The organism is Actinocrinis sp., assembly GCF_035938995.1.
Classification (GTDB): domain Bacteria; phylum Actinomycetota; class Actinomycetes; order Streptomycetales; family Catenulisporaceae; genus DASZGI01.
This window is the reverse complement of record NZ_DASZGI010000024.1, coordinates 1-13,946: the sequence shown is the minus strand read 5'-3', so window position 1 is coordinate 13,946 and position 13,946 is coordinate 1. Positions and strand designations below refer to the sequence as shown.

Annotated in this window: 12 protein-coding genes; 4 read left to right on the top strand and 8 right to left on the bottom strand. The window is 73.1% G+C overall.

Annotated features, from left to right (window positions below; all coding sequences use genetic code 11):
• The first annotated feature begins 101 nt into the window (after nucleotides 1-101).
• Complete coding sequence (locus VGZ32_RS01490) at nucleotides 102-1,439, top strand: MFS transporter (protein WP_326883925.1); 1,338 nt, start codon at nucleotides 102-104, stop codon at nucleotides 1,437-1,439.
• A 17-nt stretch (nucleotides 1,440-1,456) separates the two neighbouring features.
• Here the strand turns inward: VGZ32_RS01490 and VGZ32_RS01485 are convergent, their stop codons facing one another.
• Complete coding sequence (locus VGZ32_RS01485; protein WP_326883924.1) at nucleotides 1,457-2,098, bottom strand: TetR/AcrR family transcriptional regulator; 642 nt, start codon at nucleotides 2,096-2,098, stop codon at nucleotides 1,457-1,459.
• Between the two features lie 211 nt (nucleotides 2,099-2,309).
• Here VGZ32_RS01485 and VGZ32_RS01480 point away from each other — a divergent pair, with 211 nt between their 5' ends.
• A complete protein-coding gene (locus tag VGZ32_RS01480; RefSeq protein WP_326883923.1) occupies nucleotides 2,310-2,474 on the top strand; it encodes a hypothetical protein in 165 nt (54 codons plus the stop codon).
• Nucleotides 2,475-2,494: 20 nt separating this feature from the next.
• Nucleotides 2,495-5,527 carry a helix-turn-helix transcriptional regulator gene (locus tag VGZ32_RS01475; protein ID WP_326883926.1) on the top strand — a complete coding sequence of 1,011 codons (3,033 nt, stop codon included), beginning with the start codon at nucleotides 2,495-2,497 and terminating at the stop codon, nucleotides 5,525-5,527.
• A gap of 288 nt (nucleotides 5,528-5,815) precedes the next feature.
• Here VGZ32_RS01475 and VGZ32_RS01470 read toward each other — a convergent pair whose 3' ends face one another.
• From VGZ32_RS01470 to VGZ32_RS01440, 7 genes are all read right to left on the bottom strand, one after another.
• Nucleotides 5,816-6,205, bottom strand: coding sequence for a PPOX class F420-dependent oxidoreductase (locus VGZ32_RS01470; RefSeq protein ID WP_326883922.1), 390 nt, complete (start codon nucleotides 6,203-6,205; stop codon nucleotides 5,816-5,818).
• A 147-nt stretch (nucleotides 6,206-6,352) separates the two neighbouring features.
• Nucleotides 6,353-6,961, bottom strand: a complete 609-nt coding sequence (locus tag VGZ32_RS01465; RefSeq protein ID WP_326883921.1) for a hypothetical protein — start codon at nucleotides 6,959-6,961, stop codon at nucleotides 6,353-6,355.
• Nucleotides 6,958-8,283 (bottom strand): DUF58 domain-containing protein, encoded by a 1,326-nt coding sequence (locus VGZ32_RS01460; protein ID WP_326883920.1) that lies wholly within the window; start codon nucleotides 8,281-8,283, stop codon nucleotides 6,958-6,960. The genes VGZ32_RS01465 and VGZ32_RS01460 overlap by 4 nt, the downstream gene beginning before the upstream one ends.
• Before the next feature lie 88 nt (nucleotides 8,284-8,371).
• Nucleotides 8,372-9,394, bottom strand: a complete 1,023-nt coding sequence (locus VGZ32_RS01455; protein WP_349263443.1) for a MoxR family ATPase — start codon at nucleotides 9,392-9,394, stop codon at nucleotides 8,372-8,374.
• A gap of 149 nt (nucleotides 9,395-9,543) precedes the next feature.
• Nucleotides 9,544-10,167: a hypothetical protein gene (locus tag VGZ32_RS01450; RefSeq protein WP_326883918.1), complete on the bottom strand. Its 624-nt coding sequence runs from the start codon at nucleotides 10,165-10,167 to the stop codon at nucleotides 9,544-9,546.
• Nucleotides 10,164-11,156: a DUF4129 domain-containing protein gene (locus VGZ32_RS01445; RefSeq protein ID WP_326883917.1), complete on the bottom strand. Its 993-nt coding sequence runs from the start codon at nucleotides 11,154-11,156 to the stop codon at nucleotides 10,164-10,166. The genes VGZ32_RS01450 and VGZ32_RS01445 overlap by 4 nt, the downstream gene beginning before the upstream one ends.
• Before the next feature lie 129 nt (nucleotides 11,157-11,285).
• A complete protein-coding gene (locus VGZ32_RS01440) occupies nucleotides 11,286-12,356 on the bottom strand; it encodes a hypothetical protein (RefSeq protein WP_326883916.1) in 1,071 nt (356 codons plus the stop codon).
• Between the two features lie 142 nt (nucleotides 12,357-12,498).
• On the opposite strand from VGZ32_RS01440, the gene VGZ32_RS01435 reads away from it, so the two are divergent.
• Nucleotides 12,499-13,611, top strand: a complete 1,113-nt coding sequence (locus VGZ32_RS01435; RefSeq protein ID WP_326883915.1) for a glycosyltransferase family 1 protein — start codon at nucleotides 12,499-12,501, stop codon at nucleotides 13,609-13,611.
• Nucleotides 13,612-13,946: the final 335 nt, after the last annotated feature.

Sequence of the window (13,946 nt, the reverse complement as noted above, 5' to 3'; positions counted from 1 at the left end):
TCTGTGTCTTGCGTAATGTTCTCGCAGCTGTCATCGTTCACCATAACGTGAATGACGATGGTGGCGTGAATGCTTACGCCGCCGTGGATGGCGGAGGGGTCATGGCTGATCTGACGGGGGAAGAGGTCACGGAGGCGCTGGCGATACCGGAAGCGGACGGTTCGCCGTCCGCGAGTGTCGCGGCGGAGGAAGCGGAGGTGCCGGAGACGCCGCTGCGCCGCAACCGCCGGTTCCAGGCGCTGTGGGTCGGCGGCGCCGGCGCGATGCTCGCCTTCAACATCACCACCGTCGCGACACCGGTGCTCATCCTGGCGTTGACCGGTTCGGCCGCCAGGGCGGGGCTCTACGGATTCCTCGACGCCGCCGCGTCGCTGGCCGCCGGGATCCCGGCGGGTGCGCTGCTCGACCGGGGCGACCGGCGCTCGGTGCTGATCGCGGCGGAGCTGCTTCGCGCCCTCGCGTTCGGCACCATCGTGCTCGCCCTCTTCCTCGGCCACCTGACGCTGGTTCACCTGCTCGTCGTCGCGGCGCTGACGGGCGCCGCCCGCCCCTTCTCCGGCGGCGCCCGGGCGCTGGCCACCCGAGCCGTGGTCCCACCGAACCAGTTGACCAGCGCGCTCACCCAGGAGGAGGTGCGCACGCACAGCGCGGCGATCATCGGCCCGTCTGCGGCCGGCCTGCTCTACGCGGTCTCGCGCACGCTGCCTTTCGTCGGGATCGCGCTGGGCTACCTGCTCTCCGCGCTCTGCGGACTCGCCGTGCCGTCGGACCGGGGCCGAAGCGGCGCGGCGCGGCGGGACCGGTCGGCCGGGGGCGGCCCGCTCGAGGGAATCAAGCGCCTGCTGCGCAATCCGCTGCTGCGCACCTGCTTGTTCGTGCTCGCGGTCGTCAATCTGAGCGGGTCCGCGGTCGAACTGACGGTCGTGGTCCTCATCCGGTCGCACGGCGGCTCGTCCGCCCAGGTCGGTTTCGCGTTCGCGGTCACCGCGGTCGGCGGCCTGCTCGGCGCCGCCTTAGTCAAGCCGCTGCACCGGCTGTTGCGGCCGGGCTGGCTGTTGGTCGCGTTGCCCGGCACGGTGGGTGTGCTCAGCACCGCGCTGGCTGTGCCGCTCGGCGCCTGGTGGTACGGGGCGGTCATGGCGGTCACCATGCTGGGCGTGCCGGCGACGGTCGTGCTGCTCGACATCCTGATCTTCCGTCAGGTGGACGACGCGGTGCGCGGGCGCACCATCTCCGCGACGATGACGTTCCTGTCGGCGGGCAGCTCCCTCGGTCCGCTTGCGGCCGGCTTCGCCCTGCAGTACCTCGGCGCGGTCCCGGCGGTGTTCCTGTTCAGCGGGACCTTCGGCCTTGGGGCGGTCTATGCCGCAGCCCAACGGGCCGTGCGCCGGGCGCAGTGGCCCGGCGCGAGCGCGCCCGCTGCCCAGGCCGCCGCATGACCAGCCTTCGAGGTACCTCAGGGGACTCCGGCGCGCCGAGCCTTCCGGGTCCGGGCGGCGAGCGCGCGGCGGGCCACCGGACCCAGGTCGTCGAAGACGTCGATCAGCACGCTCAGCTGATCGAGGGCGTCGAGCGCCGCGGCTGCCCCCTGCGGGTCGACGCCGTCGTACAGCTCGATCCCGACGAACGACGCGGCCACCGCGCGCGCCAAACCCGGCAGGTCGGCGACATCCGCCAGCGGGCTCGTACCCAGCACTCGGTCGAGCACGGCCTCGATCTCGGTCGTCCACGCCGCGAGCGACTCGCCCACCGCCACCGCGAGCCGCGGTTGGCCGGGCGCCCCGGCCAGCAACTGCGCGAGCACCGCCACGTTCCCGGCGGTCCGCTCGGCGTCGTGCAGCTCGCGGCCCACCGCCAGAAGCTGCGTCAGCGAGGAGACCGTCGCGAACCGCTCCCGATACAGCGCGATGCGCGCCTCGGTGGCCTGGCGGCACGCGGCCTCCAGCAGCTCATCGACCGACCCGAAGTGGTAGAAGATCAACGCCTGGTTGACGCCTGCCGCCGCGGCGATCGAGCGCGCGGAGACCGCCGTGATCCCGCCGCGTCGTACCGTCTCCAGCGTGCCGTCGAGCAGCCGCTGCTTCGTGTCCGGTTTCACGGCACGAACCCTATCCACCGATCTTCGACCGCTCTGCGATCCCTAGTGCCTCGAGCGCCCGCCTGAGGTAGCTCACGAGCCGCCTAAGGTAGGGCCTAAGTCGAAAGTAGCCTGCCGGATTCGGGATTCCGACCGATCCGGCGTGCCTACCTGGGGGCGGATCGTAGAGGACGTCGAAGAAAAGCGATTCCTTAAGAGGGGGAGGATCACGATGTTGAACGCATCATTCGGCCGCGAACTTGTCGAGGCTCACCTTAGGGACGCCCTGCAGCAGGCCGAGCACCGCCGTCTCGTCGGCTGCCTTAAGCGGGATCGGCGCGCGGCGTCGGCCCGTCGCAAGGCGGCGGCCACGCCGTGCCCGCAGGACCTGGGGTGACGACGGAAACGCCCGTGCTTATGTCGGACCGGCGTGACATGCTCGGCAGCGTGGCGAGCCGTTCCGTAAGTCCGATCTTCGTGGGCAGACAATTCGAACTCGCCCGCCTGCGGTCCGCTTTCACGCGGACCGTGGCGGGCGAACCGCAGACGGTTCTGGTGGGCGGCGAGGCCGGGATCGGGAAGAGCCGCCTGGTGGAGGAGTTCGCGGCCCGGCTGGACGCGACGGTGGCGGTGGGCGCGTGCATCGAGCTCGGTGGGGACGGGGTGCCGTTCGCCCCGTTCGCCGCGGTGCTGCGCGCCCTGGACGCGCGCGGGCTGATCGACCGCGACGGGTGGGCGGGGCAGGAGCTCGCCCGCATCCTGCCCGCGCTCGGCGCCGCGCCGCTGGTGCGCAACGGGGACGAGTACGCGCGCGTGCGGATGTTCGAGGCCGTGCAGGCGACGCTGCTACAGGCGAGCGCCGACCGGCCGCTGGTCGCGGTGGTGGACGACCTGCACTGGGCCGACCGCGCCAGCCGCGAGCTGTTCGGCTACCTGGCCCGCGTCTTGCGCAGCGGCTCGATCATGCTGATCGGCACCTACCGGGACGACGAACTGCACCGCGGCCATCCGCTGCGCCCCTTCCTGGCCGAGCTGGACCGGGTCCGCGGGGTCGAGCGGCTCGACCTGGCCCGGTTCGACCGCGCGCAGACCGGCCTGCAACTGCGCGGCATCCTCGGCCACCTGCCCGCGCCGGAGGTGGTGGAGGAGGTCTACCGGCGCGCCGAGGGCAATCCGTTCTTCACCGAGGAGGTGGCCTGCGGGGTGGCCGCCGGAGCCGGGCCGGAGCTGTCGTGGAGTCTGCGCGACCTGCTGATGGCGCGGGTCGAGCGGCTGCCGGAGCTGACCCAGCGGCTGCTGCGGCTGCTGGCCAGCGCGGTGCAACCGGCCTCGCCGCCGTTGATCGCGGCGGTGTCCGGGCTCGGCCACGACGAGCTGATCGACGCGCTGCGGCCCGCGTTCGCGGCGAACATCCTGGTCGCCGGGGAGCAAGAGACCTACCGCTTCCGCCACGCCCTGATGCGCGAGGTGGTGCACGGCGAGCTGCTGCCCGGCGAGCACACCCGCGTCTACCTCAGACTGGCCGAGGCGCTGGAGGCCGACATGGGCCTGGTGAGCGACGACTGCCATGAGGTCGAGCTCGCCCACTACTGGTATCGGGCGCACGTGCCGGAGAAGGCGCTGGCCGCGGCACTGCTCGCGGCCGAGTCCGCCAACGCGCAGTACGCCTTCTCGGACGAGCTGGCGATGCTGGAGCGGGCGCTGGAGCTGTGGGGGCAGGTCCCGCACGAGCCCGGCGCGCAACCGGACGACGTCTACCTGATGTACCGGGCCGCGCTCGCCGCCGGGCGGTCAGGCGCCGCCGAGCGAGGACTGGCCTTCGCCGACGCCGGGCTCGCGGCGATCGACCAGGATGCGCGCCCGTCGCTGGCCGCGCACCTGCTCGACCAGAAGGCCAACCACCTGCGCACCCTCGGACGGGGATCGGGGGCCGGGGAGCAGCGGCGCGCGATCGATCTGCTGCGCGGCGAGGAGCACGCCGCCAAGCGCGGATACATGTTCACCGGCCTGGCTGGAGCGCTGTGCCTGCACGGGCGGCTGACCGAGGCGCTGGCCGCCGTGGACGAGGCGATCACGCTGAGCGAGCGGTCGGACGACAAGTGCGACTCGCTGTACGCCCGCTCGGTACGGGCCATGATCCTGGCCAACGCGGGGCGTTACGAGGAGGGCATCGCGGAGCAGCGGGCGATACGCGTGCAGACCGCGGCGCTCGGCCCGACACCCTCGATGCTGGCCCGGATCGACATCAGACTGTCCTGCACGCTGTACGACGCCGGCCGGTACGCCGAGGCGGTGGCGGTCGCGCGCGCCAGCCTGGCCGAGGCGGTGCCGCGCAACCGGATCCAGGCGGGCATGCTGCGCAACAACCTGGCCGAGCCGCTGATCGCCCTCGGCCAGTGGGAGGAGGCGGCGCGGCACATCGATGACGCGATCGACCTGAACCTGCCCGGGGTGCACGACCTGGCGCTGCTGCGTCTGCGGGCGGACCTCCAGGTGCTGCGCGGCCAGTACGACGAGGCTCAGGCGGATCTCGACGCGGCCCGGCGCCGCAGCGGCTCGAAGACGGGGGAGCCGCAGTACGTGATCCCGCTGCACCGGGCGGTGGCGGGGCTGGCGGCGGCGCGCGGGCGGATCGGCGAGGTGCGCGCGGCGCTGGCCGCGGTGCTGGACCAGGGCGTGCTCGAAGGGGACGAGCGGTTCCTGTGGGAGATGCTCGCGCTCGTCGCCCGGGCGGAGGCGGACCACGCGCTGCGCGGCGTCGACCCGGGTCATGGGTCGATGTCGCCGCACGGGTCGACGGTCGAGCGGATCCGGGAGGTGGCCGCTGGGCTGTCCCGACCGGTGCCGCTGCACGTGGTGTACGCGGACTTGGTCGCGGCGGAGCTGAACCGTGCCGGAGCAGGGGCCGACACGGACGGATCGCCGCCAGACCTGTCGCAACACGCGGACCCGGTGCGGCAATGGGGCGCGTTGGTCGAGGCCGCCGACGCCGCGAGTGTGGCTGCCTACCTCCGCGCGTATCTGAGGTACCGGTGGGCGGAGGCTGCGGCCGTGAGCGGCGAGCGCGATGTGGCCGCCGTGGCTGCCGCCGAGGCCCGGGCGCTGGCCGAGCCGCTCGGCGCCAAGCCGTTGCTGGACGACATCGAGAGCCTGATACGGGCGGCGCGCCTGCTGCTGGGCGGCGGCGGGCAGCCCGGGGACACGGCCGGGGTCGGCGAGGCGGGCTCAGGGGCCGCGGCCGGCCTCGGGCTGACCCCGCGCGAGCTGGACGTGCTGCGGCTGGTCGCGGACGGGCTGTCCAACGGACAGATCGGCGCGAAGCTGTTCATCGCGACCAAGACCGTATCCGTGCACGTGTCGAACATCCTGGCCAAGCTCGGCGTCGCCTCGCGCACCGAGGCCGCGGCAGTCGCCCACCGACTGCACGTGTTCGACACGACAGCCGCGTAGGGGCGGCGGGCCGCGAACGCAGGTCGGATCGCGCGTCCGCGCGGACCCGCGATCCGGCGGTGGCCGTCTCGCGGGTCTCAGGCCGCGCATAGCACGTGGCGCCGACGCTCCTCGGCGACCAGCCGCGCCATCTTCGCCGCCGCGGCCGTGCACACGCATGGTGGGTGCAGCACGATCCGAACCCGGCCCGCTCCGGTGTGATCCGGGCGCCGGCTCAGGGGCTGATGACCGCGGCCATCGTGCTCGGGATCGGGGCGCTGCCCGGGATCGGGCTGTTGCGCCGGGCGGCTATTCCTCGACGGTGACCTCGACCAGGACGCGTTCGCCGGCCGGCTTCTTGGCGCGGCTGCGCACTTTGTTCAGCACCTCGATCATCCGCTGCTGGAAGCCGTACTTGTGCAGCATCAGGTCGCGGAACTCGGGGTGCTCGGACATGGGCACGAGCCGCGCGGTCGCCTTGTGCGCGGGGCCGACGTTCTTGCCGAGCGCGTCGCACAGCGCGACGGTCGCCTGGTCGTTGTTGCGAAGGCGCTTGGCCTTGCCGGTCTGCGAGCCGGTCGAGATGTAGATCTTGTCCGCGATGGGCACGGTCCACACCGGCGTGGCCACCGGCTCTCCGGATTTCCGGTACGTGGTCAGCGAGATGTACTTGGCATAGCCCAGCTCAGTGTTACTCATATTTGCGACGCTACGCGCAGTCAGTGCGCTTGTCGCTGCGGACTACGGCCTAATGGGGTACCCCGAACGGCGGTCAGACGCGATGCGTCGCATGGCGGGGAGAAAAGCGTTCCCCGCCATGCGATCTACGGCCGCCCTAAGTCCCGGTCAACCGCGAAGAGCGTGGATCCGGCTCCAGAGCGCGAGACCCGCCGCCGCTGCCGCCGCCGAGACGGCGAGCGCCGCGACGATGCGCCCCCAGATCGCGCCGCCGCTGATCGGGGCCTCGGCGACGACGAGCACGGCCGCGCTCGCACCCGCCGCGGCGAGCGGGATGCGGATGCTGCGCAGTTGCCGGGCGCCGACCGGCCCGGCCGCGAGCGCGTCCGCCGCCAGCAGGTAGGCCAGCAGTAGCGCGGCGTCGGCGGCCATGAGCCAGACCGGGGGGTCGCCGAGCCCTGCGACGACGACGCACGCGGCCGCGAACAGGGTGTTGCGGTGCCGGATCGCTCTCGCGGTCCACGCGCTCGACGAGGTGACGGGGCGCCGCGCGACGACGGGCGCGGCCCCGAGCGCCAGTAGGAGTGCGAACGCGAGCACCACGACGAGCACCGCACCCGTCATCGTGCGCCAGGCAGCGGGGTTGGTGGCGGCGAGAGCGAGCGCGAGGCCGATCAGGGTCGGCGCGCCGAGTGCCTCTCGGGTGCGGGCCAGGAACTCGGCGGCGCGCTCCGAGCGATTGGAGGGCGTCGCCGCGCTGACAGCAGGGTTGTTCATCCGGCCCTCCCTCGGACACCCGTGCGCAGCAGCGGCGCCAGCGCGAGGTCCAGCTGCCCCGAGCCGTCCCATGCGACCACCGGCATTCCGCGCTCCACGAGGCTGAAGCGGAGGGCTTGGCGGTCCAGGCGCCACAGTCGCAGGGCGAGTCCGGCGGATTGGTCCGCCGGGTCCACCTTCGGCTCACCGGTCGGGATCTCGACCACCACGACCGGGTTCCCGCGCTCGGCCAAGTCGCGCAGCACGTCCAGGATGCGCTCATCGGCGAGCGGCGTCACCGCGTACACCAGCGCGCCGTTCGGCAGTGCGGGGGGCGGGACCCGGTCCAGTTGCGGCACGTGGAAGCCGAGGTCGCGGCGCACCTCCAGGATCGTCTCGACGATCCGGTACAGGTACGTGCCGCCGCTGCCCGGGTGCAGCCAGCGCAGCTTGCCGCCGGCCGAGACCACGCCGACCCGGTCGTGGCTGCGCAGATAGGAGCGGGCGATCCCGGCGGCCGCGCGCACCGAGTCGTCGAGGGTCGAGCGGCCGGTCGCCGGGTCGCGCACGTCGCCGAACGCGTCGAGCAGCACGACCGTGTCGGCGGCGCGCTCGGCCGCGTACTGGTTGATCTGGATCGCGCCGCGCCGGGTGGTGGACGGCCAGTGGATGCGCCGCTGCCGGTCGCCCCACGCGAACGGGCGCACGCCGACGAACTCGACGCCCTCGCCGGACTGGCGGGCGGTGTGCTCGCCGAGGCGGTTCGGCATCCGGGTCGGGACCGGGGTCAGTTCGGTGTCGGAGGGCAGCGGGAAGATCTCGACCTCGCCGAGGTCCGCGCGCACGGTGCGCCGGGTCAGCCCGCCCGCGTCGTGCAGGTCCACGTCGGTGGCGCCGAGCGACCAGCGGCCCCAGCGGCGCGCGGCGAAGGTCAGCGTCAGCACCGGGCCCTCGGTGCGCACATCGGTCAGCTCGACGCCGGGGCCGGCGAACACCCCGGGATCGATCCAGCCGACCACGCCGTCGAAGGCGAGGTCGATGCGCGCGGTGATCGGCTCGCCCTCGAAGCAGCGCTGCGGAGTGACGGTGACGCGCGCGGCGGCGCGAGTGGGCCGGGTGCTTCCAGGGGCGGCGAGGGCGATCAGGACGACGGGCGCGGCGGCCAGGCTCAGCACCCAGGCGTGCCCGGTGGCGAGGGCGACCGCGGCGGCGACGGCGGCGACCGTGCCCAGCCGCAGCGCCCGCTCGGCCAGGCGGGTGCCCGTGGTCGGCTGCGTGGGCGGTTCGGCCGGTTCCAGGGCCGCCTGGGGTCCGCCGAGGGCGCGCGACACCTCCGCGGGCATCGTCGACATCGTCGCGACTGACGCGCCCTCAGGCCCGGGTATGGCGGCGTCAGATCCGTCGCTGCTCGTGAGGCTCACGGTGTCGGTTTCACAGTGTCGGGCGGCGGCCGGCCTGAGGAACGGTGCGCGGCGTCGCGACGGAGCCGACCACACCGGCGACCACGTCGTCGGCGTTGATCCGGCGCACCCACAGCTCCGGGCGCAGTGTGATCCGGTGCGCCAGGGCCGGGACCGCGACCGACTTCACGTCCTCCGGGGTGACGTAGTCGCGCCCGTCCAGCACCGCGCGGCCCCGGGCCAGCTGGACCAGCGCCAGACCACCGCGGGGCGAGGCGCCGACCTGGATCTGCGCGTGCGCCCGCGTCGCGTTTATCAGGCTTATGATGTAGGCGAGCAGGTCGTCGTCGACCTCGACCGCCTCCAGGGCCGCGCGCATCGCCAGCACCTCGCCCGGGTCGCTCAGCGGGCTGAGCACGGCTTCCGGGGCCGCCCGATCCAGGCGCCGACGCAGCATCGCGGCCTCGTCGACCGGGGGCAGGTACCCCATCCGCACCCGCAGCAGGAACCGGTCGAGCTGGGCCTCCGGCAGCGCGTAGGTGCCCTCGTACTCGATCGGGTTGTCGGTCGCAATGACCACGAAGGGCTTGGGCAGCGGCCGGGTCGCGCCGTCCACGGAGACCTGGTTCTCGCCCATCGCCTCGAGCAGCGCCGCCTGCGTCTTGGGCGGGGTCCGGTTGATCTCGTCGGCCAGCAGCAGGTGGGTGAAGACCGGGCCGGGCCTAAAGACCATCTCGCCGGAGCGCTGGTCGTAGAACGGCGCACCGGTCACGTCGGAGGGCAGCAGGTCCGGGGTGAACTGGATCCGCGCGAAGTCCAGGCCGAGCGCCGCGGCGAACGAGCGGGCCAGCAGGGTCTTGCCCAGCCCGGGCAGGTCCTCGATCAGCACGTGCCCGCCGGCCAGCACGCCGAGCATCACCTGTTCCAGCGCCGCGCGCTTGCCCACCACCGCGCGCTCGACCTCCTTGAGTACCTCGTGCGCGCGCTCTCCGGCCTGCTTCGGTGTCAGGGCTCCGATGCTGGTGACGACGGTGTCGATGGAATCAGTGTCCATCGAGGTGATGTCCATCGAGGCGATGTCCATGGAATCGGTGTCCGCCGTGTCAGTGCCAGTGTCAGTGTCAGCGGCGGTGTCGGGCGCCTTGGCCTTGGCCGGGGTGGTCGTCGCGGGGGTCACGGTGCTCCTCGGGTCTGACAGGGGTTTCACAGCGTCTCCAGGCGGCGCACGATCGCTTCGAGCACGGCGGGGGGCGGCGGTGCGGGGTCGCGGGTCTCGAGCGCGCGGCGGTCCAGGACCCGGCGGCGGGGGACCGAGCCGGACGGGTGCGGGCGCTGCGGATCGATCCACGGCCACACCTCCGGCCCGATCAGCTCGGCCGCCCGGTTGGGGTCGGAGTGCAGCGACACCCCGTAGCGCTCGGCCAGCCGCACGGCATAGAGCCGCTCGATGCCGGGCCGGAAGAGCCGCTCGAAGTCGATGCCTGAGGTCAGTGCCGCGTCCACGGCGGTCGCCCAGCCGTGCAGGCTCGGCTCGCGTTGCTGTACCAGCCGGATCGGCCTGCGGTATCCGCTGTCGAAGGCGTCCGCTCCGCCGACGTACCGCGCGACGGCGAGCGCGATCACCACGGCCGCGGCGGCGCCGACGGCTGCGGCGCCGAGACCCGCCACGATCCACAGCACCGCCTCCGCGGCGGCCACGGTCACCGCGAGCAGGGCCAGGGCGCGCGCGGCGTGGCGGAGTTCCTGCCGGTCGCGCTTCCACCACTCGCGCGGCGCCTCAGGGTCCGCCTTCCCGAGCGCATGGTCACCGAGCCCCACGACCCTCACGAGGCGGCCGCCGTCCTGGTTGCCGACGTCTGGGCTCCCGCCGTCTCGCCCGCCGCCGGCCGCCGCGCGAGCGCCTCGGCGATCGACGTGGTGATCGCATCCAGCGCCCGGCTCGCGGCCGCGAGGTGGCCGGCGTCCATCGGGTGCGTCGAAAAGCGAGCCTCGCGGAAAAGGTCGGTCAGCGCCGCGGACGCGGAACGGTCCACCGCGTCGCGCGCCACCGCCCGCCGCAGCAGGTCGGTCGGGCTGTCGGCGCGCTCCCGGGTAATGCCGGCCCGCCCGAGCGAGTCCTCCATGGCCGCATAGCACGCGATGATCGCCGCGCGCGCATCATCGCCCTCAAGCGCACTGCGGCCCGCGAGCAGCGCGTCCGCGAGCGCCTCATCCTCGGCCCCAGTCTCCGGGGGGTGGGCCACGGAGACCGCCTGCGGCGCTGGTGCATTGCGCAGCAACCGCGCGGCGACTATGAGCACCGCGGCGATCGTCGCGGCGGCGATCAGCGCGGCCACGATGAGCATCAGGACACCGAGGTTGAGATGGAGGCCGTGGCCGCGCCCCGACGGCGTCGGCTCGACCTGCGCCGGGCGGGAGGCGCTGGAGGCGCGCCCGGGAACCGTGGGATGGGCCCCCGGGGTGCCGGTCCCGTCGGTGACACCGTGGCGCAGCATGATCAGCGCGGCGGGGACCAGGACGGCCGCGACGAACAGCACCGCGACTGTGGCGGTGCGCAGACGGTCGACCGCGGCTGCACGCACCTGCGTTGAGCGCACATGAGCGTGGTACTTCGCCCCCGCCACCAGAGCGCCGAGCGCGAACAGCGTGCCGAGCGCGAAGGACACGCCTCCGTTGGCCCCGCTGCCGTGCAGCGCCGAACCCGCTGCCGCCCGCAGCCCCACCGCGGCCAGGGCCAAAGCCGCCGCCGCGCACACCGCGAGCACTCCGCCGGTCCGGCGTATCAGCCGCCGATCGCCGTTCGCGCCGCCTGTCACGTGCCCGGTTCTCTCCAGTGCCGCCCGTCGTCCGGCTGCCAGCCTCGCACACGGCCCCGGGAATGTCAGCCCGGTGTCGGCTTTGTCCGGGATGCCCCGGAGCGGTCAGGCGCGATCACCGCCGGGCGATCACAGCCGGCTGAGCGTGGTCGTGGCCTCCAGGACCTCGGAGCTGATCAGCTTGAGCTCGCCGCGGATGTCCCGCGGGATCTCCCGCACCCGTGCGGGCAGTTGGCGCGCCGACGCGACGAGCGACAGGTTCGGCAGCCGCGTGGTCAGCTCGCCGTGCCGGTCCATCAGCCGGATCAGGCCGTGGCGCCGCACCCGGGCCAGGCGCTGCGACAGCTTGAGCGAGAACAGCCACACCGACAGGTGCCACAGGGGGATGATGAACAGCCAGATCACGAGGTAGGCGTGTGAGACGTGCGGCAGCGTGATCGTGATGAAGTGGTGTTTGCGCTCCAGCTTGGCCGTGTGCACCACGACCTGCGGCTCGAAGTGCCGCTCCACCAGGGTCGGCAGCGCCCACAGCGCGCCCGCGACGGAGCTGAGCGCGAACGGGATCGCGACGTAGATCGTCCAGCGCGCCCAGGTGCCCACCGCCTGCAGCCGCTTGCTCAGCCGCATGAACGGGCACGGCACGAGCACCGAAGCGAGGTTGCCGACCGCGACCGAGGTCAGCGGCAGGACCACCAGCTGCGGCAGGTTCTGCTGGATCCAGGTGTTGTCGGCGCGCCGGGACGCGGCCAGCGCGACGACGATCGCTACGAAGCACAGCTCCAGGACCACCAGCAGCACGTTGCGCACCAGCAGGATGCGGCCGGGGTCCGCGCCGCCGCGTAGCAGGTTGGCCGCCCACACCGGCTCGGCCGCCAGCTGATTGGTCAGCGAGCCGTCAGCCACCGCGGTGAGCACCACCGGCACCACGATGTTCGACATCGGCGATCCCGTGGGGCGGGCGATGAACTCCAGAAACGCCCACGTGCCCAGCCCCAGCAGCCAGCTGCACAGCATCCCGTAGACCCAGTCGGGGCGGGTGCGCAAAACCCTGAGGAACTCCCCGGCGAGGGTGACCCGCGGCGGCGCTTCAGCAGGCGGGACCGCCGGGTCGGCCGGAATTTCTCCGAGCATTGTCGCCGCGTCCTGCGTGAACGCAGCCCCGACGGCGACATCACCGTCCACCACCGCATCGTCAGCCACAGTCCGCCCCTCCGACCGCCAGCCTGATGGCATGCCAGTGTATACAGCGTAAGTTTCGCGTCGAGGCGACCGACGGCCAGAGTTCGCCCGCCGACAGTACGGCCTTCACCGCGGCGCCACTCCTGACGGGCACATTTCGGTCATGCGGGTCGCTCTTGTCACCGAATCGTTCCTGCCCCAGGTGAACGGCGTCACCAACACCGTGTTGCGGATCCTCGAGCACCTCGCGGCCGAGGGGCACGAGGCGCTGGTCGTCGCCCCGGGCCCGGGTCCGGAGTCGTACGCCGGGTTCCCGGTGGTCGCCGTCCCTGGAGTAGGCCTTCCCGGCTACCGGGAGTTCAAGCTCGGCCTGCCCACCCGGCGGGTGGAGAAGGTGCTGCGCGGCTTCCGCCCGGACGTGGTCCACCTCGCCTCGCCCATCGCGCTCGGCGCCGCCGGGGCCCGCGCCGCGCGCCGCATCGGGGTGCCGTGCGTGGCGGTGTTCCAGACCGACATCGCCGGATTCGCCCGGCAGTACGGCTTCCGCGGCACCGACGCGATGATCTGGTCCTGGATCCGGCATCTGCACCGGCAGGCCGAGGTCACCCTGGTGCCGTCGCGGGCCAGCTACGAGCAGCTGCGCGCGCAGGGAATTCCGCGGCTGGCGATGTGGCGGCGCGGCGTGGACGCCGACCGGTTCGACCCGCGGCACCGGGACGAGCAGCTGCGCGAGCGGCTGCTCGGCGACCGCGAGGTGATCGTCGGCTATGTGGGCAGGCTGGCCGCGGACAAGCGGGTCCACCTGCTCGCGCACTTGGCCGACATCCCCGGGGTGCGGATCGTCGCGGTCGGAGACGGTCCGGCGGCCGCCGGCCTGCGCACCCAGATCCCCGGCGCGGCGCTGCCCGGGTTCCTCAGCGGTCAGGCGCTGTCCGCGGCGTACGCATCGTTCGACGTGTTCGTGCACACCGGCGCCGACGACACCTTCGGCCAGGTCGTGCAGGAGGCCATGGCGTCCGGCGTTCCCGTGGTCGCACCGGCCGTCGGCGGACCGATGGACCTGGTCGAATCCGGACGCACCGGGCTGCTGTTCGAGCCCGAAGACCCGGCGGATCTGCGCCGCTGCGTGGCCGAGCTGGTGAACGACCCGGTGATGCGCAAGCAGTACGGCGAGGCGGCCCGCGAGACGGTGCTGAATCGGTCGTGGTCGGCGGTGTGCGGCGAGCTGATGGACCACTACGCCGCGGCGCAGAGCCCTTACGCGCGCGCCGCCTGACGACCCGTAGGCGACCGCGGCGACCCGGTGCAGCCGGGCCGCCGATTTGTGCGGGAGGCGTGGATTCGAGCGGTGGCGCGGGCCGATTCGTGGTGGCGTGGTTACGCCGTGGCAGGTTCCCGCCATGGTCTGCACCTGTTGCGTCGCGCGCGTGACCCGGCAGGGTAGGGGGTGCTCGGCCGACCTAAAGAGGGGATCGGCCGATGATCGTCACGGACCAGCCGCCGGATCGGGGGAAGGCGGTCCATGATCGGCGGCGCCGCCTGCGTGGCGCCGTCGCGATGCCGTTCCGAGCCGCCGCCCGACCCCGCGGCGGCTCGGAACGGCGTTTACTT